Raw genomic sequence first — 22,259 nt, 5'->3', positions numbered from 1 at the left:
GGTTATTATATATAAGCAAAATTGAGCTTGTTCATTGGTATAAGCAGGCCAAATCTTAGTCATGCACCGACAAGCTCACTCATCCTCAGCGAAAATAGGCTTAAGCTGAAGTCCAACGTGCATTTCTCCATGCTTGTTGTTGCTTTAAATCTAAAAAAGTCCAAGCGACAAAACGACTTTCTTTTTGCCCCTGCGTCATTTTAATGGTTTTCACATCCACTGCTCCGCTCTTACGCAACGCATTTAAAAGCACAGGCAATGTTGTTTTCTTGGAAACCAGTGTGCTAAACCAAAGACATTGCTCAGCAAACTGTATGCTCTCTTGTACCATTTGGCAGACAAAGCGTTCTTCACCACCGTCACACCAGAGTTCATTTTTTTGACCACCAAAGTTTAACACCACCTTCGTCCGATCAACCGGCTTGCCAAGTTTTCTTAATTTTTGAGTTGCTGTGGCATTTGCTTCATCTTGCGAGGCATGAAATGGCGGGTTACACATCGTCAAATCAAAATGATCTGTGGGTTTAATCACACCTTTGAAAATATTGCTTGAGTTCTTCTGCAATCGAATCTGAATCCCTTTACGCAAATTTGGATTCGCCTCCACAATGAATTGAGCACTTTTAAAGGATGTAGAATGAATGTCTGAGCCGACAAATTTCCAACCATAGCTACGATGACCAATGATCGGATAAATACAGTTTGCTCCCACCCCAATATCCAACACTTGAACGGCATGCCCTGTTGGAATCTGACCTTTATTATTGGCACTCAACAAGTCAGCCAAATAGTGGATATAGTCAGCTCTACCCGGAATAGGCGGACAAAGAAAATCTTGAGGAATATCCCAATATTGAATGCCATAAAAATGTTTCAGCAATGCTTTATTGAGCATTTTCACAGCCAGTGGATCAGAAAAATCGACTGAAAGATCGTTATATTTATTTGGGCTAACAAAAGGTGCAAGTTCCGGACAAGTCTGCATTAACTGAGGAAAATCGTAACGACTGCGATGCAGATTTCGTGCATGTAATTGCGATTTTTGTTGCGGAAAAGTTTTCTTTGCTTGCGCCATGTGTATGCCAATAATCAACGGGAGAACAGAATCATCTGATAAGACAGGCTCAATACCTGTCAATAGATCGATATTGTACGTGAATTCAGCTCATCATGACGATCCCAACCCAATCAAGCCATAAAAAAGACATCCGAGGATGTCTTTTTTAATTCATGCTTAAGATCGATTAAGCAGGAAGTTGACCATGCTCTTTCATCAAAGCAATAAACTGTTCTTCGTTGATCACAGCGACACCGAGTTTTTCTGCCTTATCCAGCTTGGAACCGGCTTTCTCACCAGCAACGACACATTTGGTTTTACTGGATACACTGCCGCTGACGCGTGCGCCTAAGGCTTGGAGTAACTGTGTCGCTTCATCACGGCCCATGCTGCTGAGCGTACCCGTCACCACCCAGCTTTCGCCATTTAGTGGCTGACGTGTCGGGGCAACTGGAGCATCCCAGTGAATTCCCGCTTCGAGCAAACGCTTGACCACTTCCAGATTATGCGGCGCCTGAAAGAAATCGATAATCCATTCAGCGGTAATCCCCCCAACATCCGGCGTTTTTTTCAAGGCTTCAATATCGGCATTTTGCAGTGCTTCAAAAGTCTGGAAAGTATTGGCCAGCATACGTGCAGTGGTTTCTCCCACGCCACGAATCCCCAAGGCATAAATGAAGGAAGCCAGTGTGGTTTTCTTGCTGTTTTCAATTGCATCAAACAGGTTTTGTACCGATTTTTCACCCATTTTATCAATGTTTAAAAGCTGTTCACGATGTTCGTGCAAACAGTAAATATCCGCCACATTTTTGAGCAGGTCGAGATGGAGTAAACATTCCACCCAGCGATCGCCCAGACCTTCAATATCCATAGCCTTACGCGAAACAAAGTGGCGAATGGCTTCAATTCGCTGGGCTGCACAGTACAAACCGCCAGAGCAGCGTGCCAATGCCTCGCCTTCAGGCATCACCACCGGCGAATCACAAACAGGACAATTTTCCGGTAAATGAACCTCTACTGCCTCATCCGGGCGGAATTCCGGCCAGACTTTTTCCACTTTCGGAATCACGTCACCGCTACGGTATACGCTGACGGTATCGCCAATTCGGACATCTAAACGGTGGATTTCGCCAATATTATGCAGGGTGACATTGGACACTGTGACCCCACCGACCGCGACAGGGTTTAAACGTGCAACCGGGGTTAAAGTTCCGGTACGCCCCACTTGCCAGTCAATATTTTCTACCGTGGTTAAAGCCGCCACCGCCGGGAATTTATAGGCAGTTGCCCAACGGGGTTCACGGCTCAAAAACCCGAGCTGTCTTTGCTGTTTTAAGTCATCGACCTTGATGACCAGACCATCAATTTCAACACTTAAATCGGCACGTTCTGCATTGATTTTTTCATAGGCTTTTTGTACATCCTGAATCGTGTCACAAATAAAATGACTTTCCCCGATGGTAAAACCAAACTGGGTTAACCATTCCAGACTGGCATACATAGTGGTCTGGCCATGATGAGGTTCGCACTGTGCTATACCATAAGCATAAAAGGCCAGTGGACGTGAGGCTGCAACATTTGGATCGAGCTGGCGCAGACTGCCTGCCGCTGCATTACGCGGGTTGGCAAAGGTCTTTTCGCCTTTGGCTTCATTTTCGGCATTCAGCTTTTCAAAACCTGCTTTAGGAATCAGCACTTCACCACGCACTTCAAGCAGCGTCGGCACCTGAGCCTGTGTAGAGCTTAGAACTTTCGGCAAGTTACGAATGGTTTTAACATTATGAGTAATGTCTTCACCGGTTTCACCATCGCCACGAGTGACGCCACGAACCAGCACACCATTTTCATACCACAGGGAAATGGCCAGGCCATCGAATTTCAGTTCGACATCGTATTGAATCTTCTGGTTTGGTAAACGCTCTTCGATACGGCGGGCAAAAGCGAACAATTCTTCCTGGTTAAAGACATTACCCAATGACAGCATCGGTACGGCATGGGTCACGCTGGCAAATTTAGTAAGCGCTTTGCCACCCACTTTATTGGTCGGAGTATCCGCCTGTACATATTCGGGATATTTTTCTTCTAAAGCCTTGAGCTGATGAAAGAGCTGATCATATTCACTATCTTCAATGCTGGGTTGATCCATCACATAATAGGCATGGTTATGCTTGGCTAAAATTTGAATCAATTGACGCATTTGCGCTTTGATAGTTGAATCTTCGGTCATATCTACACCATAAAAAAGGGCGGTCTATTTCCGCCCTTAATAACTATTTGATCTACCCGCTATTATAGAAATCGAGTCCATCAGTTTCAAACTAAACTTCTGTGCTTTGACCTGCACGGTAATCAATCGCGAAATGACGCCATTGTTCACGTAATTGCGGCGTAAATTCCTGATTGTTCTGGTCATACACGGTGCCGTCAATTTCACGGGCAATCAAACGCGAAATGCTGTCCATAGTATCAAAGGCATTCTGTACATCACTGTGTGGCAATGCCAGGAAGAAAGCCAAACCTTTCACCTGTTCAGTCGACAATGTTTCCAGATCAAAACCGGCTGCACCTTCGTCAGTAATCTGCAACACAGAAAACAGTAACTTGCTGCCGTCTTCAGTATAACGATGGAAACAGGCCATTTCACCAAAACGCAGGCCGTATTTAAGCAAGACTTTTAAGGTTTTTTCCCCGGAAAGCACCCGACGTTCCGGATAAATATTCAAGGCAATAAATTCGGCTGCGGTCGATAAGGCACTGGCTTCATCCACGCGTTGCTGTTCATGCAAATGCTCATCCAGAATGCTGCTTTCATCTTCAAAGTCTGAAATTTCGGCTTTTTCAATGCTGCTGTTCAGGTTAAATTCATCTGCTTTTTTATCTTCACCCTGTTGAGCCTGCTCTGAGCTGGCTTCAGATTTTACTTCTTCTACAGCTGTAGCATCTGCTTTCAACTCCGCATGAGCGGGTGCTGCTGCCTGTTCAACCTGAGCGGTTTCAACCTTTTCTGCTTGCGCTTCTGCCTGCTGAGCTGCCTGAAGCTGTTCAGCCGCCGTTTCAGTTAAAGTGGGTTCAACACGTTCGGCTTCTTTTGCACTTTGTAGTTGATCACGCACATGACGAGGAATGACCGGTTGCTGGCTGTCAGGATTGACATGAAGTTCCGAATCTAGTGACGGTGCTGCATCCCCAGGTTTTTTAAACAATAATCTTAAACCGAATAGCATAATGATGATGGCGATAACTATGCCAACAATCGTAGTGACTTCCATACTATGACTCCGCAACTAAACCGTATTCTTTTGCCTGTTCCAAATCGACAGTGACTAATTTTGAGGTGCCCGGTTCTGGCATGGTAACACCTAACAAATCGGTTGCCATCGTCATTGCAACTTTATTATGGGTAATGTAAATGAATTGCACCTGTTCAGAAAGTTCTTTTACCAGATTACAAAACCGTCCCACATTGGCATCGTCCAAAGGTGCATCGACCTCATCCAACACACAGAACGGTGCCGGATTTAAACGGAAGATGGCAAACACCAATGCCAATGCTGTTAATGCTTTTTCACCACCGGAGAGTAAGGCCAGAGAACTGTTCCGTTTACCTGGTGGACGCGCCATTAGTTTTACACCCGATTGCCAGTCATCTTCAAGGCTTAAACTGGCTTCCCCGCCATTAAATACTTTAGGGAACAGGTCTTGCAGTTCATGATTCACCTGATCAAAGGTGGTCATAAACAATTTGCGGGTTTCCTGATCAATACTTTTCATGGCACCCTGTAACTGATCGACTGTTTTTTTCAGGTCTTCAATCTGATGACTCAGTTCTTCAAAGCGACTGGAGACTTCCTCATATTCATCAGAAGCCGCCAGATTGACCGCACCCAGTTTTTCAAACTGCTGCTGCGCTTTTTCCAGGGTTTGTTGATGGCTGGCAATATCAATACTCAGCCCCGTGAGCATTTCACTATTCATCTCTTTTAACTGTTCAGAATAATGCTGGAAGTCCGATTTGGCCACTTGCCAGGCCAGTCGCTTTTCTTCCAATTGAGTACGCAGCTTTTCATCTTGCTGCTGGTGCTGATGACGCTGTTCAGTCAACTGTTGCTGTTTTTCTTGAATGTTATTCAGTTCAACTTGCCATTCATTCCAGGTTTTCTGCAACTTCTCGGTAATGTGTGCCTGCTCGCTGAATTGAGATTGCAGTGCCGGCAATTCCAGCTGCACCGGATCAACAAACTTTTTCGCCTGCTCCATTTGCGCAATAATCTGTTGATATTGTGCTTTGGAGAAAGAAGCATCTTTTTCCAGCAATTCAATTTGCTGCCGGGTTTGCGTGGCCTGACGACGCAGCAATTCCAGCTCCTGTTGTGCTTGCTGCCAGGTGTGCTGGGTATTTTCCAGCTGCTCGGTCAGTTCCTCAACCTGGAATTGTAGGGTTTTATAATTCGGTAAAGCCTGTTCCAATTTCAGGTTTAAGGCATGCAGATCAATTTCCAGATCATCTTTCTGCATGGCATCCTCTTCCAGCTGCTCATCCAGCTGTTGCAGTTGACTGGCCAATTGCTGTTTCTGAAGCGAAAAAGCCTGAGCCGTACTTTGTACTTTGGCAATGTTGACATCCAGCTGCTGCAATGCTTTTTGCTGTAGCTTTAACTGGTCTTGCTGATCTTGAATGTTTTTTTGCAACATTTGAATCTGTTTTACCAGTTCCGGCAACAGCTGTTCCGCCGTTTCAAGCTGAGGTAACTGCTGTGCCAATGCTGTTTCAATTTCTTCCAAACGGATACGGTGACTCAGTGCCCCTTGTCCTGCCTGACTGGCTTCATCATAAAACAGACCGATCACCCAATCTTGAGCCACCTGATAACCATCCAGCGTCAAGATAGACTGACCAATACCCAATTGAGACTGTAAAGCCAAAGCCTGATGAAGATTGTCTGCAACGGCCACCTGCTGCCAGATGGAATGCTGCGGTGATTCAATCCATTCGGCCAGACATGGCAAACTGGCCAGCTGAATCTGCCCTTTTGCCACCTGAACTTTCAGCTGACGGGCAATACTTTTCGTGAAATCAGTATTCGCATCTAATACTTGTGCAGAGAGCCATTTCGCCAGGAATTTTTCAATCAGATGGGCATGGTCTTTGGCCTGATCTTTGAGCTTCAACACCTGCATCAACTGCACGGCATCGCTCTGGACTTTCGGACTGTTCTTGATCAGCAACTGATGGAGATTTTTCTGTTCCGACTGCAACACCTGAATCGCAGACTTCAAACTTGAAACATCATTTTTCTGCTGCGCATATTGTGCTTGCACTGACTCTAATGTTTGTTTCTGCGTTTGAATGGCTTGTTCCAGCTGTTCAATCTGCTGAGACAGTTGAACTTTTTCACTTTCCAGCTGTTCAATATCCTCCAGCTGGTGCTGATTTTGAATTTGTGCGGCTTGTTGTTGCAAGGTCTGTTTTTGCTGTTCAATCCGGGCAATATTTTTGGCCAACTGCTCACTTTGCACCAGCATCTGCAGTTTTTGCTGCTGCTGTTTTTCAACCTGAGCTTTGACCAGTTCAAATTGCTGTTGTACCTGTTGCTGTTGTGCTTTCAAATCCCCCAGACTTTGACTCTGGTCTTGTCCCTGGCTTTCTTGCTGCTGTAATTGTTCAGTCTGCTGTTCATGCTGGGCTTGCAAAGTTTCAATTTGTAATTCAATCAGTTGCAGCCGTTCTTTGGTCTGTAGTTTTTGCTGTTCCAGCTGACTTAAGGTTATCGTATTCTGCTGGAACAAGGATTGCTTCTGTTCCAGCGTCATTTTCAGTTCAGCCAGTTTTTTCTCGGCCTGTTGCCATTCATTTTGCAGTGGCGTGGACTGCTGAATCAGGCGCTGAAATAATTCACTGGTTGCAGTCAAATCATGTTCCAAAGTAGTCAATTCGGAACGCACCAGCTTGAAGGTTTCGCCCAGCTCATTCATCTGCACAGTATATTCTTGCTGTAAGCGGCTGCTTTGCTCACATTGAAATGACAGCACTTCCACTTTGATGGTGCGAATCCGGGTTTCCAGTTCTTTATATTGAATGGCGGTTTCGGATTGACGTTTCAGGGTTTTCAGCTGGGATTTCAGTTCCGCGGCAATATCTTCAAGGCGGGATAAATTTTGCGTGGTGTGATCCAGATGCAATAGGGTTTCACGGCGACGTGCCTGATAACGGGAAACACCGGCAGCTTCTTCAATAAACACCCGCATTTCTTCCGGTTTGGCATCGACCAGACGGTTAATCATGCCCTGTTCAATGATCGCGTAAGAGCGCGGACCCAAACCAGTTCCCAAGAAAATATCGGTGATATCACGACGACGGCATTTGGTGCCATTTAAAAAATATTCGGACTTGCCATCACGGTTGACCTGACGACGTACAGCCAATTCGTTATAGGCATTATAAGCGCCACCGAGCTTGCCATAGGTATTGTCAAAACGCAGTTCGACACTAGCGCCCCCGACCGGTTTACGTTTCGCAGTTCCGGTAAAAATCACATCCTGCATGCTGCCGCCACGCAGCTGGCGCGCACTGGACTCTCCCATTACCCAGCGGATGGCATCAATCACATTGGATTTACCACACCCGTTGGGTCCCACCACAGCGGTACGATTGGCCTTGAAATGTAAAGTTGTACTGTCGGCAAAAGATTTAAAGCCGGAAAGTTTTAAGCTGCTTAAACGCATAATGTCCTGATCAACGTCGTGAACGTCTTGCCCATGCAAGTTCGATTTGTTTCATCCGTGTGAGAGATTCCAACACAAGGTTACGCAAGTGTCGACAAAAATTATCCATAAATAAAGTAGCTTGTTGTGATTTTCGGATCAAAACTGCATCAGTCACCAGCTTAAACAATTCAAATGATTCCTGCAGTTCGCGATGCGAGATATTTAAGGTTAAAAAATAGCTGCGGCGCAGTGACGGTAACAGTTCCTGGTAGACTTTCATTAAATAAGGATTGCCGACCATTTCATGCTGGCGAGACAAGCCCTGAAAGATTAAATCATAAAATTTTTCAGTATGACCGTGACGGGTTTCTTCCTGCAATTGTTGCAATAATGCCTGAATACTTTCAGCTTCATGCGGACGCCAGGTTTCGGCCATGCGTTGCACGATTTGCCCACACAGCAATGCACACATTTCAAACAGGGCACGTACCTGCTGGGCAGACATTTCCGAGACAATCGCCCCACGGCGAGGATAAATTTCGATTAATTGGGTACGCTCCAGCAGCAGTAAGGCTTCACGCACCGAACCACGACTGACATCCAGTTCAGAGGAAATGCGTAATTCTTGAATGCGTTCCCCCTCTACCAGTTCACCGCGAATGATTTGCTCACTAATATGCCTGGCAATCTGCTCGGACAAACTGTCCTTTTCTTGTTCTTGCATACTGTTCCTATCTTGTTTTTATAAGATGCAATCAAAAAAATTGGATAAACCCTGATTGTTACGTGCTTTTTTACTTGATTTTAACTACAAAAAATATGACATTGTCAGACAATTTTCAAGTCGATAAAGCCAATATCAGTTTGTGATCAGTAGATCGGATAAAACTGTCTATTTCTGCCAAATATCCTACTCTAGACTCACTTCAACCTAAGTGATTCATTTAAATTATAAAATAAAACTTATTCTTAGTTCAGCACATCCCTAGAAAAACCGCAGGATAAGTGATCTCAAGGTGCGTATGCAAAAACCATAGCACACCTTTTCATCTCTTTTTATATGGTTCTTAAATTAAAAAAAGGTTGAAAGACCTTGATAAATAAAATACGAACCGACAGTTGCCAACAGGCAAGCAAAACATCTTTTCAGCATGGCTGGCGATAGTTTATGCGCCACTTTTGCACCTAATTTAGCCGTCATAAAACTCATGACACTAATACCAATAAAAGCATAGATATGCACATAGCCAATGCTATGCGGTATTTCAGTTTCGGTATTGGAACCAAACCACATAAAGCCTAACGCACCAGCAATGGCAATCGGTAAGCCGCCTGCAGCTGAGGTAGCCACCGCTTTCTGGATCACTACGCCATGACGGCTTAAATACGGTACGGTCAAACTACCACCACCAATACCGAATATGGCAGAGGCGATTCCGATTCCGCCACCAGCCAGAATCTGCATGGCTCTGGAAGGTAAATGATGATTCGGGTCCACCGCTTTGCTTGCACCATTAAACATGGAGTAAGCCACCCAAAGGGCAAAAAAGCCGATTAATAATTGCAAGCCCTGACCCGACATATAGTCCGCAATACCGGCTCCTAAAAACGCCCCTAAAGCCAGTCCCGGTGCTAAATTACGAAATACATCCCACATCACTGCGCCTCTTTTATGGTGCGCTGTGACCGAGCTGATGGAAGTGACAATAATGGTCGCTAAAGATGTACCCACAGCCAGATGCATAATCACCGATGGATCATAATGTAACTGGGTAAATACAATATAAAGAATGGGAACAATAATCAGGCCGCCACCAACACCAAACAGCCCGGCAGCAAAGCCCGCCATTGCACCAATCAATAAATATATGATTAACTCCATTATTCACATTCCACGGTTACTTAGATTTAAATGGATTTAGAGACCCGACAGCTGCAAAAAATCCTCGATGATGCCCATCAGCTTCCTGAAGTTTTGCTACTCAAACCCGTCACCACGTCGACCAATGACGATGTACGTGAAATTGCACTGAAAGGCGTGCACAGTGTTCTGGTTTGCAGTTCTAAACAGACTCAAGGTCGTGGACAGCGTCAACGACAGTGGGTATCGCCTAAAGGCAACATCTATTTAAGCACATTGCTGAATACGCGAACAGCCATTGATGGCCGGCTTGCGCTTGAAATCGCTTTGAATATTTTACAAATGCCGAGTTTGCAAAATTTAGATTTGCAAGTGAAATGGCCGAATGACCTATATAGTCGACAAGGTAAATGGGGTGGCATTCTGGTTGAACCGATTTCCCCGCATCAGGTCATTGTCGGTGTCGGGATTAATCTTGAACCTGTTCTCAAAGCACAGATTGACCAGCATGCCACCTCACTACGTGAATTAGGATTACAGGATATTTACCGTATTCAGCTGGTTGCTGAACTGTATATGGCGATTCAGCAAGCCAGTGCATGGTTTGATCATGACTGCTATAACCTGGCGGCACGCTTTAATCATTATGCGGCTTTTATAAACCAGGCTGTTGAATTTGAAGACCATTCGGGAGTATGTTCAGGTATCTTCCAAGGCATTCAGGATGATGGTTCGGTCAATATTGAAACGCCTGACGGTTTAAAACAGTTTTATCAAGGGCGTTTACGCCGCCTGAGTACCTCTCTTTAGAGAAATGCAATGAAGAATTTATGGCTGGATATCGGCAATACCCGACTCAAATACTGGATTACTGAAAATCATCAGGTAATTGAACATGGCGCAGAACTGCATCTGCAATCCCCTGCCGAACTGCTCCTCGGTTTAATCCAGCATTTTAAAAGTCTGGATCTGCAACAAGTCGGGGTGTCTTCTGTTCAGGACAAAAAGAACAATGAACGCATCCAGAAAATTCTCAAGTTTTTAAATATTCCGGTAACTTTTGCCAAAGTACATGCCGAATATGCCGGCTTACGCTGTGCCTATGAAGATACCAGCAAGTTCGGGATTGACCGCTGGCTGCAAATGCTGGCTGTAGTGAACAATCCGGAGCGAAAATATTGTGTGATCAGCTGTGGAACTGCACTGACCATTGATCTAACCGATGGCTTGCAACACTTGGGCGGTTATATCCTTCCCAATCTGTATTTACAGCGTGATTCCCTGATTCAAAATACCAAAGGCATTAAAATTCCCGATGCCATATTTGATGAGCTTAGCCCAGGTCGCAATACCATCGATGCCGTTCACCATGGCATTCTGCTCAGTCTGGTCAGCACCATTGAAAAGGTTCTGGAAAAATACCCAAGCCAACTGATTTTAACCGGTGGTGATGCACCGCTATTTGCTAAATATTTGACAGCTTATCAGCCTGTGATCGAGCCTGATCTGTTGCTCAAAGGTCTGCAAAACTATATTTATTCCTTGGCTGAGGCCTGATTTTCAGAAATAAGATAAGGCTGAATAAGCTGCCAGACTTCAGGCAGCTCGGTACAGCCTTTTATAAAAATGAATGGCTGAATGTGTGCATCCGGCAATTTACCTCATTACTTGCATAAAGATTGCAATAGATTCCCACCAGATTAATGCAGCAGCAAAGGTTTTAGAACGTCCCAGACCTGGTTATGCGCAACAATAATACTTTCCGGATCTAAACGAGGTATTTGCAGGTGTATTGCTGTTTGCCAGCGCTGAAAATTAGGTGCGTTCGGATCTGGCAAGATCAGCCGTCTTGCCTGATGTCCTGCATGCTGGATTTTTTTAAAGTATTTTAGGAAAGAAAAAAGGCAATAAAAAAGGCGCATTACGCGCCTTCTTTGGATTGATCGTCAAAGCTTAAGCTTATTTGTGATCTTTATTGCCAAATAGTGGGCCCATACCGCCACCACCAAACTGTTTCTGCATATTGCCCAATGAGCGCATCATTTTTGCCATACCTGACGGATTAGCAAATTTCTTCATCATTTTCGCCATTTGCGCGTGTTGCTTGATGAGTTTATTCACTTCAGCAACATCCATACCGCAACCTGCTGCAATACGTTTTTTACGGCTTGGGTTCATCAGGTCCGGGTTACGACGCTCTTTAATGGTCATCGACTGGATAATCGCTTCCATCTTTTTCACTTGCTTTTCAGGGTTCGCCTGTGCAATCGCATCCTGAATACCTGAATTGCTCATGCCTGGAAGTTTATCCAGGAAGCCCATCATGCCGCCCATTTTGTTCATTTGCTCAAATTGCATCAGCATATCTTCAAAGTTGAAGCTGCCGCCTTTTTGCAATTTTTTCGCCATTTTTTCGGCTTTTTCTTTGTCGATCTTGCGTTCAACTTCTTCGACCAAAGAAAGCACATCACCCATACCCAAGATACGCTGAGCGATACGCTCAGGATGGAATGGCTCAAGTGCATCGAGCTTTTCGCCCATACCCAGGAATTTAATTGGCTTGCCGGTAATCGCACGTACTGAAAGCGCCGCACCACCGCGTGCATCACCATCAGTTTTGGTTAAGATCACACCAGTTAATGGAAGCGCATCATTAAAGGCTTTCGCTGTATTTGCCGCATCCTGACCAGTCATGGCATCGACCACAAACAGGGTTTCAGTCGGCTTGATGGCAGCGTGAAGCTCTTTAATTTCGTCCATCATTTCGTCATCGACGTGTAGACGACCAGCAGTATCGACAATTAACACATCAGCGAATTGGATTTTCGCTTGTTCAATTGCACGGTTGGCAATATCAATTGGTTTTTCATTGGCATTCGATTCAAAGAAAATCGCGCCCACTTCACCCGCTACAGTTTGCAGCTGTTTGATTGCCGCTGGACGATAAACGTCGGCAGAAACCATCGCCACTTTTTTCTTTTGACGCTCTTGCAGGAAACGTGCAAGTTTTGCCGCAGTGGTGGTTTTACCCGCACCTTGCAAACCTGCAAGCAGTACAACCACAGGGGGTTTGGCTGCGAGGTCAAGGCTTTCATTGGCCTCACCCATCATTTTGGTCAGTTCGTCATGTACAATTTTGACGAACGCCTGGCCCGGTGATAACTGAGTCATCACTTCTTGGCCCAATGCCTCTTCCTTAACTTTCGCGATGAACTCACGAGTTACAGGTAACGCCACATCGGCTTCAAGAAGTGCCATACGCACTTCACGTAACGTATCTTTAATATTGTCTTCGGTTAGCTGCCCTGAGCCAGTAACATTTCTTAAACTCTGCGTGAGTCGTTCTGTTAAGGTATCAAACATTGCAAATTCCGCTTAAAATAGCCGTGAGCAAAAAATTGTTTCTTAAAATAGAAAATTTATGCATAGAATGCTATAGGATACTGTAGTTCGCATCGAATTTATATAAATGAATATTCATCATCCTGAAAAAGGTTTGACATGATTAGCCTGCCCTTGGTTTACACGATCTTAGCATTAATCGCTTATACCTCATCTTTCTGGTATCTGTTTATCCACTTAATGTCAAAACGTGATCCAAACCATTGGCTTATTGGGCTGGTACTGGGTTTAGGGGTAATGTTGCACGGGGCTGTGCTGTATAGCGATATGCTGACCCCTTTAGGCATCAATTATGATGTTTTTGTGCTGATGTCATTTACCTCCGGTCTGATGCTGCTGCTCAGCCTGCTGTTTAGTACCTTTCGCCCCATTTTGGCACTGAATTTACTGGGTATTCCTGTTGCTGCAATCGGTCTCATTTTAGGTTTTACCTTAAGCAAGACCAATCAGGTGATTGAACAACATTCTCTGGGCCTAGACATTCATATTATTTTGTCTTTATCCGCCTATGCTGTTCTGTTGATGGCCACCATTCAAGCTGTAATTTTGTGGTTTCAGAACCGTGAATTAAAAAATAAAACCAAAAGACTATGGGTCAATTTATTACCTTCATTCCAGGCCATGGAATCCTTGCTGTTTGATTTAATCATTACCGGTTTTATCTTGCTGACTTTAGCGCTTGGTTTTGGTTTCTTTACCATTGAAAATTTCTTTGCCCAGCATTTGGCGCATAAAACGGCGTTTAGTATTATTTCCTGGTTTGTTTATGGCTTCCTGTTGATTGGTCATTATAAATTTGGCTGGCGCGGTCAAAAAGCCATTCGCTTTACCTTGATTGGTTTCTTCTTGTTAGCAGTGGGTTTTATTGGTTCCAAGTTTGTACTGGAAATGATTTTGGGTAAGTAAGACCCTTTTATTCAGTGTGTCTAATTAAAAATGTGGAACATGATAAATCATTAAAAAGGCCCAACCCTTATGGTTTGGACCTTTTTTTTCATACGATATATCATTGATTAAAAATAATAAATTGATAGTTTCGTATAACTTGTATATGTTAATTTTAGAAAATCTTAATCATCGCTCAAATAAATTATTAATATTTTTCTTCAGAGTACTAGCAATATTAGAATCAAATCCATCTACTAAAAATCTACTCATTAACCCTTCTATTAAAGTATAAATTAGCTCAGATAAATCTTGATGATCCGCTAATAAGCAATTTTTCGATACTAAATCTTTTATCCACTGCTTATGCTTTTTAGAAACGGAAATTATATCTTTTTCATTTTGACCAGACTCAGCTACAGCTCTCACGAATAAGCACCCTTTGAAAGATTCTTGTTGAAACCATTCCATATGCCAATCAAAAATTTTATTAATTGCACAAATACCTTCTGCTGTTCCAATGTATTTGAATAAGCTCTCTTTAAATTTTTCATCACGAGCTCTAAGAACCGACTGAACCAACTGATTCTTATTTTTGTAGTAAGTGTACATAGTGGTTTTAGAACAACCAGATTCATCTCGAATTAGATCTACCCCAACGCCAACAAAGCTATTTTGATTAAATAGTCTTTCTGCTGTATCTAAAATTTTTAATGCTGATTTTGACATTTGTCTCACCCCAAAAATAGTACAGATCTGTACTATTTTTTATTTTATCTGTATTATGGTTTGAAAACAATATTTTGAAAGAGGGATATAGACATGTTTTCGATTTTTGAAGGAAAGGAAAAATTAGCTGCATTTCCCAAAAGGCATGAAGTTCTTAGAAGTTTATTTGGAGGAACGATCAGCATCTTTCTTCTACTTTTACTTACTAAATTAACAGGTAATCTGTACATCATGGCTCCTTTTGGTGCTACTTGTGTAATTCTATATGCTGTTTCACAGTCACCATTAGCACAACCTAGAAATGTTATATTTGGTCATTTCATTTCAGCCTTTATCGGCCTATTTTTCCTTAAATTTTTCCCTGATTCTATTTTGACTATAGCTTTATCTGTAGGCTGTGCAATTGCCTTAATGCAAGTTTTTAAATGTGTACATCCCCCAGCGGGAGCTAATCCATTAGTGATACTTTTAACAGCAAATTCTATCCACTATGAATGGAGTTTCTTGGTTTTTCCTGTGTTATTAGGATCTATAGCTGAATAGCCACCGATTTTGTAGACACCTTTTAGTTAGATAAAATGGCTAATTAACGAGGTGCTTATGAGCAGTAAACGATATCCTGAAGAATTCAAAATTGAAGCAGTAAAACAAGTCACTGAGAAAGGTCATAGTGTGACCGAAGTTGCTGCACGTTTAGGAACCACCACACATAGTTTATATGCCTGGATTAAACGTTATGATCCACAGCAACCCAAGACAACAGAATCTACTGATCCAAGTGCAGAATTGGCAAAGTTAAAAAAAGAGCTGCAAAGGGTCACTGAAGAAAGAGACATATTAAAAAAGGCCGCGGTGTACTTCGCAAGCCAGTCCAAATGAGGTACGCCTTTATTCAGGACAATCAGCACATATGGCCTGTCCGTCGTTTATGTTCAGCTCTGGATGTTCATCACAGTGGTTATTACGCATGGTTAAAGCAACCCACCAGTAAAACTGCGAGGAAACGGCAACAGCTTTCAGGATTGATTAAACAGTTCTGGCTGGAATCTGGTGGTATCTACGGCTATCGCAAGATTCACTGTGATTTAAAAGATGTTGGTGAAAGTTGCGGGATTAATCGAGTACATCGGCTCATGAAGGCGAATGGTCTCAAATCACAGCGTGGCTATCGTAAACCTAGAGCTCACGCTGGTAATCCAGCTATCGTTGCCGCAAACACTTTAGACCGCCAATTTAATCCAACTTATCCCAACCAAATATGGGTGACAGATATTACCTATATCCGTACTCATGAAGGGTGGCTATATCTCGCAGTTGTGATTGACCTGTTTTCACGTCTTGTTGTTGGCTGGTCGATGAAATCCAGAATCACGACAGACCTGGTTTTAGATGCATTATTGATGGCTTTATGGCGAAGAAACCCAAAGAACAAAGTCCTAATCCATTCTGACCAAAGCAGCCAATACACCAGCCATGAATGGCAGACATTTCTCAAGCATCATAATCTTGAAAGTAGTATGAGTCGTAGAGGGAATTGCCATGACAATGCTGTTGCAGAAAGCTTCTTTCAGCTATTAAAGCGGGAACGAATTAAGAAGAAAATCTATGCATCAAGAACTGAAGCCAGATCGGATATTTTTGAATATATTGAGATGTTCTACAATTCAAAACGCAGACATGGTTCCAATGGTCAGCGTTCTCCATTAGATTATGAAAAGGCCCATCAAAAGATGGTTATGTGTGTCTAGAATTTTGGTGGCTATTCAGTGTATTCTTACTAATTAAAATGTCTAGTCTATGATATACATCAACATCATGGATTGAATATGCATTTGAGATGCTGATCACTATGTCTAACAAAGAGATTTAAATCCTGTTTTTGACTCTTGCAGTTTAAAACAGGACATTTCTACTTAGGAATAACGATACGAAATATAAGGGTTAAGACCTATCTCACACTACAATATTTCAAAGCCTTTTACCTAGACAACCTAGATAAAAAAACGTATAACACCGTTTTTCAAATTTAACGGGCAAACCTCACTGTGAAACTCATCCTTGCACCCATGGAAGGCTTAACAGACCCCATTATGCGTGATGTACTCACGTCTGTGGGCAGCTTTGACTGGTGTGTAACCGAGTTCATTCGTGTCACCGATTCAGTGCTTCCCGATCATGTCTATCATAATTACTGCCCGGAACTCCTCAATGAAGGTAAAACCGCTGCGGGTACACCTGTGCATGTACAATTTTTGGGAAATAATCCTGAAATGCTGGCAGCCAATGCCTTTCGTGCCGTGGAACTCGGGGCTCCTGCAATTGATATGAATTTCGGTTGCCCTGCAAAAACGGTTAATCGTCACCGTGGCGGTTCAGTGCTGCTGGATGAACCCGAAGTGGTACATCTGCTTGTAAAGGCTGTACGTGATGCCGTACCTAAACATATTCCGGTTTCTGCCAAAATGCGCTTAGGATATATGGACAGAAAATTTACCCTGGAAAATGCTCATGCCATTGAGGATGCTGGTGCTGCCTGGGTCACAGTACATGCCCGTACCAAGGCGGAAGGCTATACCCCTCCTGCATTTTGGGATCAGTTGCAACCGATTCGTGAAGCCTTAAACATCAATGTCATTGCCAATGGTGAAATTTGGACCAATGCAGATGCCAAACAATGCCAACTTGAATCTGGCTGTGAAGATTTGATGATTGGCCGAGCTGCTGTAACCACCCCGGATATCACCCAATGTATCCGTCAAAATACCGACGAAGCCTTGATCACTTGGAATGAATTATTGGCTTTGCAAATTCGTTTTCTGAATGGCCCCTATAAAAAAGAAGTGAATATGGTGGGGCGTTATAAACAGTGGCTCGGCATGATGTCGAAGCATTATCCCGAAGCTAAAGAATTGTGGAACGAGGTCAAACGGATTAAAGGCTTGGCTGAAATCATTGAAAATTTAAATGTTTCCAAGCATTAAAGTCAAAAGCCTTTGAATATTCAAAGGCTTTTTTATTTAGGTACTTTCTTTACGCTGTTTTAAATTTTCCACATGTAGGCGATTGGTTTTCCAGGACTTCTCTAAAACTTCTTTTTCAATCCGCAATTGAATCCGTTTCAGTTTCATTGCGGGTATCACTTCCTCCTGAAAACATTTGACATAATCCACCCATGCAGCACCACGAAATACATTGGCAGGCATTTCTGTTTTAAATTCACTTTCCGGCATAAACACAATCACTGAATGCAGGTACTCTGGCTCAACAATATCAGACAATACATTTTGCAGTACTTTCATGTGCTTATAATTCTGATGCAATGGATTTTGAAATTTATAGCTTTTCTTATAAATCTTCTGTGTCCACATTTTTTGACGTTCACCACCAAAAATCCAGCCTTTATAATTTTTGGTTTCAATCACGAAAATCCCAAAGGGACTGAGCAGAATATGGTCAATTTGCGTCGTTCCTGCCTGTTCATCTGGCAAAGTACAATCATTTAATAAAATATATTGTGGATCTTTCAAATAAAGTTTGACGTGTACAGCTACCGCTAATTCCCCAACTTTTCCTTTCAAAAAAGGTTTAAATATCTTAAAAAGAACAGCGCCAGCAAATAATAAAATGATCCACCACAGCTGTGAAAAAAGTGGTATAAAAATTTGAGAAATGTTCATTCAATGAAGTTCATATTATATTTTTAATAACAATAACATAAACTTATTAAATTAGTGAAGATTCAAGTTTCAATAAAATTTCTTTGTTGTCCAGTCCACCAGCAAAACCGACCAGTTTACCATTTGCTCCGACCACACGATGACACGGCGCAATAATGGAAATGGGGTTTTTACCATTGGCTGCACCCACAGCACGTACAGCTTTAACATTCCCAATTTGCTCGGCAATGTCACGATAACTACGGGTTTCGCCAAATGGAATGGTTAACAAAGCTTGCCAGACTTTCTTCTGAAATTCAGTGCCTTCAAAATCTAGAGGCAAATCAAACTGCTGTCTTGTTCCAGCAAAATATTCAGTTAACTGTTTTTGAGTTGCCAATAAAATAGGATGATTAACCTGTTCAATCAGTTCGGCTAAACGTAACCGTTTAGGATTTTCATTTTCCCAAACTACTGCCACCAAAGCAGTGTCATTGGCGACCAGTTTTAAGATACCGACAGGAGAAGCCATTTGCATAAATGAAAGTTTCATTGTCTTCTCCTGTAGTGCAATAAATAAGCGATATAGTGAGGAAGAGCCGTTATGATGATGACAGTTTCATCAACACTAATCCAGAAATAATCAGCACTGCCGCCAACATGCGCATTGCCGATGCAGGCTCACCCAAAATAAACACCCCGACCAGAAAAGAACCCACTGCACCAATTCCGGTCCAGATGGTATAGGCTGTACCCAGTGGCAAAGTGCGCATAGCATAGGCCAGTAAAGCAAAACTTAATACCATAAAAACGAGGGTAATAACACTCGGTGTGAGACGAATGAAACCTTCTGAAAGTTTCATGGCATAGGCCCAGACAATTTCAAAAAGACCCGCTAAAATTAAAACTACCCAAGCCATGACGACAATGCTCCATTTGATTAGAGTCAGGTCGTCCTGACGAATTTTCTCAGTGCAACAATCAATCTGATTGCACCAAGGGAGGTCGTTCCTCCTATAACTTATTAGATAATTATATAAATAATTGAGCTAAACAGGTGCTTGTTTTACATTTTTCGACCAATTACTCACCTTAAAAGTGCGAATAAAAATACGACTGGCCTAAACCAGTCGTTTTTTGAATCAACGGAAGTAATTAAAATTTAAAACGTATTCCGGCACCATACAACCATTCCTGATTAGATGCTGATTCCGCTTGCCAATCCGTCTGTTCATGCCCCTGTTTGTATCCATAGGCCACATCAATAAAAGGCATGAGCTTTTTATTGATTTCATAACGGGTTTCCAGCCCCAATTGTGCCGTACTTAAACCAGTCTTTTGCGCATAGCTGGAGTCATCACTCAACACCACATTCAAGTCCAGATAAGGTTTAACAATCAATTTTTGCGTCAGCAGCACATCGCGTTCGGTTTCCAGACTCAAAGATGTCTGATTGTCCTGACCGACATATAAATAGGCATTGGTCTCAAAGAAATACGGTGCCAACCCATGCACACCGATCACGGCATCGACCTGATCCTGATCGACTTCCCGATTCTGGTCATTGCGATAACGTAGACCGGCCTGCACATCCCAAAAATCGGCAACATTGCGGCTGTATAACACTTTGGCATCGTACTCGGCTTGCTGTGATTCAGCCTGATCGGCATGGACTTTGATAAAAATCTTGTTTTCATCTGTCCCGATACGGGTTTCAAGTTCCGACTTTAAAATTCCGTCTCCATCGTTATTGCGCAACCAGCGGCTTTCAACCGTGGTTTGCTGATAAATCTGCCCGCCATGCTCTTTGATATGTTCGGCAGATGCAGCATCTTTTAGGTTCGCATTTTTATCCTGTACAGATGGTGCTGCTTTGGCTTCAACAGATGTTTGAGTTGCTGTCCCCACGGCATGATGCTGTGAATGATCGGCTGGAATTTCCTCCTGTTGCAGAGTCTGCGTTTCCGCCATAGACATAGCATGATGACTTTCATGCGCAAAACTTTGTCCAGATAACAATAAGCATGAGGCACTCAATGTGCTCATTACTAAGTGATTAATGATGCGCATGTGAGTCTCCTTGCTGAACTTGAGCTGAAGTCGCAGATGAAGCTGCTGTTTTATTTCCATCGACATTGGCTACCACCAGTTTGCTCATCATGCCGGATGACATGTGATACAGCAGATGGCAATGAATCGCCCACTCCCCCAGTTCATCCGCAGTGAGCAGTGCAGTGACGGTCTTACCCGGTGGTACAATCAGGGTATGTTTATTAGGCATATTGGCACTACTTTGCCCATTTTCCAGCTGCATAAACATGCCATGCAGATGCATCGGATGCGCCATCATACTGTCATTGATAAATTTCAGCCGGATACGTTCGCCATATTCCACCTGTAACGGTTCAACTTCGGTAAATTTCTTGCCATTGATGGTCCAGATATAACGCTCCATGTTGCCACCCAAACGCACTTCCAGCTCTCTCTCTGCCGGACGGGTATCAAGCTGCGGATTTAATGATTTCAAATCGCTATATTGCAGTGCCTTATGCCCTGCAGGTGTAGATGCATTGGCCCAGCCGTAAACCACGGCTGCCTTATTATCTGAAGCGGGTTGTTCTATACGATGCGTTGTATGGCTTTGCTCATGCTGCTGATCAGACTCAGGCTGTGATGGCTGCTGAGTCACATGTTGCGAATGGTCGTGCATGGCAGCATGATTCATCTGCATATGATCCATGGTCTGATGATCCATTGCAGCCATATCATGTTGCATGGATGAATGATCCATCATTTGATGCTTCATTGCGCTGGCACGGCTTTGATTTGTACTACTCTGATGATCATCCATCTCAGCATGGTTGGCATGATCACTTGATGCAGAACCATGCCCCATATCTTCCATGGTCAGTAAGGCACGTGGACGTGGTTTCGGCACAGTAATACCCTGCTTTATTACTGCCTGCTCATTGTGCAATGAACCAATCGCAAACCCGCTCCGGTCAATCGATTCGGCTTCAATCTGATAATGATTGGCCTTGGGTTCAACCATCACATCATAAGTCTCAGCGGTTCCGATGCGAAATTCATCGACAGGTACCGGTTGCACAGGCTGGCCATCGGCACTAACCACCGTCATCTTCAAGTCAGGAATACGCACATCATAAAAAGACATGGCTGAAGCATTGATAAAACGTAAACGGACTTTTTCATTCGGTTTAAACATGCCCGTCCAGTTCTGTTGCGGCGTTTTGCCATTGATCAGGAAGGTATAACCGGTGACATCAGACAAATCGGTTTTCAGCATGCGCATCTGATTCCACATGGAACGATCTTGCCAGGTACTTTTGAGTCCATCACGCTTAACTTGTTTCAACACGTCAACCACAGTTTCACGCCGATTTTGATAGTATTCAGCCGACTTTTTCAGGTTCTTCTGAATCTGGTCACTGCTGGACTGATGAAAATCGGACAGCATCACCACATAATCACGATCAGCCTGTTCATGCGCTGCTAGCGACTTTTTCCCTTTCGGATAAATCACCAGAGCGCCATATAAACCGTCCTGTTCCTGTCCTTTGGAATGCGCGTGATACCAGTAGGTGCCATTTTGCCGCACCTTGAAACGATAGACAAAATCCGCCTGTGGTTTAATCCCTTGAAACTGGTTAAAACCCGGCACCCCATCCATCAGTCCCGGCAGCAATAAACCATGCCAGTGAATAGAGCTATCCTTGTTTTTCAGATTGTTATGCACATGAATAACGGCATCATCGCCTTCTTCAAATTCCAGAAGGGGTGCTGGAAATTGACCATTTACGGTAATCCGTTTTAAGGACTTTCCAGTGATATTCACACTCTGTTCATCAATATTCAGGTGATATTCTTTGACCGCAGCAAACGTCCACGATGATGACACTAAACACACCCCAATCACGAGGCTTTGACTTAATTGTATAGACAT

At 43.3% G+C, this 22,259-nt stretch carries 19 protein-coding genes and 1 pseudogene; 6 read left to right on the top strand and 14 right to left on the bottom strand.

The features are described from left to right. Positions 1 to 100 precede the first annotated feature (100 nt). From rlmF to ABJ384_RS03220, 6 genes are all read right to left on the bottom strand, one after another. On the bottom strand, positions 101 to 1,075 hold the full coding sequence (gene rlmF, locus ABJ384_RS03245) for a 23S rRNA (adenine(1618)-N(6))-methyltransferase RlmF (protein WP_180081999.1): 975 nt from the start codon (positions 1,073 to 1,075) through the stop codon (positions 101 to 103). A 169-nt stretch (positions 1,076 to 1,244) separates the two neighbouring features. Continuing rightward, positions 1,245 to 3,284, bottom strand: a complete 2,040-nt coding sequence (gene ligA, locus ABJ384_RS03240) for an NAD-dependent DNA ligase LigA (protein ID WP_349928815.1) — start codon at positions 3,282 to 3,284, stop codon at positions 1,245 to 1,247. A gap of 91 nt (positions 3,285 to 3,375) precedes the next feature. After that, complete coding sequence (locus ABJ384_RS03235) at positions 3,376 to 4,326, bottom strand: cell division protein ZipA C-terminal FtsZ-binding domain-containing protein (RefSeq protein WP_349928813.1); 951 nt, start codon at positions 4,324 to 4,326, stop codon at positions 3,376 to 3,378. A 1-nt stretch (position 4,327) separates the two neighbouring features. Further along, positions 4,328 to 7,780 carry a chromosome segregation protein SMC gene (gene smc, locus ABJ384_RS03230; protein WP_349929697.1) on the bottom strand — a complete coding sequence of 1,151 codons (3,453 nt, stop codon included), beginning with the start codon at positions 7,778 to 7,780 and terminating at the stop codon, positions 4,328 to 4,330. A gap of 10 nt (positions 7,781 to 7,790) precedes the next feature. Beyond that, positions 7,791 to 8,486: a GntR family transcriptional regulator gene (locus tag ABJ384_RS03225; protein ID WP_349928811.1), complete on the bottom strand. Its 696-nt coding sequence runs from the start codon at positions 8,484 to 8,486 to the stop codon at positions 7,791 to 7,793. Positions 8,487 to 8,834: 348 nt separating this feature from the next. Next, a complete protein-coding gene (locus ABJ384_RS03220) occupies positions 8,835 to 9,644 on the bottom strand; it encodes a sulfite exporter TauE/SafE family protein (protein ID WP_349928809.1) in 810 nt (269 codons plus the stop codon). A gap of 30 nt (positions 9,645 to 9,674) precedes the next feature. Between ABJ384_RS03220 and ABJ384_RS03215 the strand changes: the two genes are divergently transcribed. After that, positions 9,675 to 10,433 carry a biotin--[acetyl-CoA-carboxylase] ligase gene (locus tag ABJ384_RS03215; protein WP_349928808.1) on the top strand — a complete coding sequence of 253 codons (759 nt, stop codon included), beginning with the start codon at positions 9,675 to 9,677 and terminating at the stop codon, positions 10,431 to 10,433. A gap of 9 nt (positions 10,434 to 10,442) precedes the next feature. Beyond that, on the top strand, positions 10,443 to 11,180 hold the full coding sequence (locus ABJ384_RS03210) for a type III pantothenate kinase (RefSeq protein ID WP_349928806.1): 738 nt from the start codon (positions 10,443 to 10,445) through the stop codon (positions 11,178 to 11,180). A 143-nt stretch (positions 11,181 to 11,323) separates the two neighbouring features. Here the strand turns inward: ABJ384_RS03210 and ABJ384_RS03205 are convergent, their stop codons facing one another. Both ABJ384_RS03205 and ffh read right to left on the bottom strand, forming a co-directional pair. Then, positions 11,324 to 11,461, bottom strand: coding sequence for a hypothetical protein (locus tag ABJ384_RS03205; RefSeq protein ID WP_349928804.1), 138 nt, complete (start codon positions 11,459 to 11,461; stop codon positions 11,324 to 11,326). A 121-nt stretch (positions 11,462 to 11,582) separates the two neighbouring features. Next, on the bottom strand, positions 11,583 to 12,986 hold the full coding sequence (gene ffh / locus ABJ384_RS03200; RefSeq protein WP_349928802.1) for a signal recognition particle protein: 1,404 nt from the start codon (positions 12,984 to 12,986) through the stop codon (positions 11,583 to 11,585). Positions 12,987 to 13,124: 138 nt separating this feature from the next. Here ffh and ccsA point away from each other — a divergent pair, with 138 nt between their 5' ends. Beyond that, positions 13,125 to 13,931 (top strand): cytochrome c biogenesis protein CcsA, encoded by an 807-nt coding sequence (gene ccsA / locus ABJ384_RS03195; protein ID WP_349928800.1) that lies wholly within the window; start codon positions 13,125 to 13,127, stop codon positions 13,929 to 13,931. Positions 13,932 to 14,099: 168 nt separating this feature from the next. Here ccsA and ABJ384_RS03190 read toward each other — a convergent pair whose 3' ends face one another. Continuing rightward, on the bottom strand, positions 14,100 to 14,639 hold the full coding sequence (locus ABJ384_RS03190; RefSeq protein WP_166171062.1) for a TetR/AcrR family transcriptional regulator: 540 nt from the start codon (positions 14,637 to 14,639) through the stop codon (positions 14,100 to 14,102). A gap of 93 nt (positions 14,640 to 14,732) precedes the next feature. On the opposite strand from ABJ384_RS03190, the pseudogene ABJ384_RS03185 reads away from it, so the two are divergent. The 3 genes and pseudogenes from ABJ384_RS03185 (at position 14,733) to ABJ384_RS03175 (ending at position 17,620) form a co-directional block, all read left to right on the top strand. Beyond that, positions 14,733 to 15,212 (top strand): annotated as a pseudogene (locus ABJ384_RS03185) (HPP family protein). 27 nt (positions 15,213 to 15,239) lie between these two features. Next, positions 15,240 to 16,387 (top strand): IS3 family transposase gene (locus ABJ384_RS03180; protein WP_349928799.1). Its coding sequence is split into 2 segments (ribosomal slippage): positions 15,240 to 15,486 and positions 15,486 to 16,387, totalling 1,149 coding nucleotides; the frame shifts between segments, so codons are not numbered across the junction. Positions 16,388 to 16,684: 297 nt separating this feature from the next. Continuing rightward, positions 16,685 to 17,620 carry a tRNA-dihydrouridine synthase gene (locus tag ABJ384_RS03175; RefSeq protein WP_349928797.1) on the top strand — a complete coding sequence of 312 codons (936 nt, stop codon included), beginning with the start codon at positions 16,685 to 16,687 and terminating at the stop codon, positions 17,618 to 17,620. A 36-nt stretch (positions 17,621 to 17,656) separates the two neighbouring features. Here ABJ384_RS03175 and ABJ384_RS03170 read toward each other — a convergent pair whose 3' ends face one another. The 5 genes from ABJ384_RS03170 to ABJ384_RS03150 all read right to left on the bottom strand — a co-directional run bounded on the left by ABJ384_RS03170 (position 17,657) and on the right by ABJ384_RS03150 (position 22,259). Then, a complete protein-coding gene (locus tag ABJ384_RS03170) occupies positions 17,657 to 18,316 on the bottom strand; it encodes a nuclease-related domain-containing protein (RefSeq protein WP_349928795.1) in 660 nt (219 codons plus the stop codon). Between the two features lie 46 nt (positions 18,317 to 18,362). Continuing rightward, on the bottom strand, positions 18,363 to 18,848 hold the full coding sequence (locus tag ABJ384_RS03165) for a methylated-DNA--[protein]-cysteine S-methyltransferase (protein ID WP_349928793.1): 486 nt from the start codon (positions 18,846 to 18,848) through the stop codon (positions 18,363 to 18,365). A gap of 49 nt (positions 18,849 to 18,897) precedes the next feature. After that, on the bottom strand, positions 18,898 to 19,215 hold the full coding sequence (gene sugE / locus ABJ384_RS03160; protein WP_349928791.1) for a quaternary ammonium compound efflux SMR transporter SugE: 318 nt from the start codon (positions 19,213 to 19,215) through the stop codon (positions 18,898 to 18,900). A 235-nt stretch (positions 19,216 to 19,450) separates the two neighbouring features. After that, positions 19,451 to 20,365 (bottom strand): copper resistance protein B, encoded by a 915-nt coding sequence (locus ABJ384_RS03155; protein WP_349928790.1) that lies wholly within the window; start codon positions 20,363 to 20,365, stop codon positions 19,451 to 19,453. Then, entirely contained in the window at positions 20,352 to 22,259 is a 1,908-nt protein-coding gene (locus ABJ384_RS03150) for a copper resistance system multicopper oxidase (protein WP_349928789.1), read from the bottom strand. The genes ABJ384_RS03155 and ABJ384_RS03150 overlap by 14 nt, the downstream gene beginning before the upstream one ends.

Source organism: Acinetobacter sp. A1-4-2, assembly GCF_040233925.1.
In the GTDB taxonomy this organism is placed as follows: Bacteria; Pseudomonadota; Gammaproteobacteria; order Pseudomonadales; family Moraxellaceae; genus Acinetobacter.
The sequence above is the reverse complement of the archived record's forward strand: the minus strand, read 5'-3'. Positions and strand labels throughout refer to the sequence as shown.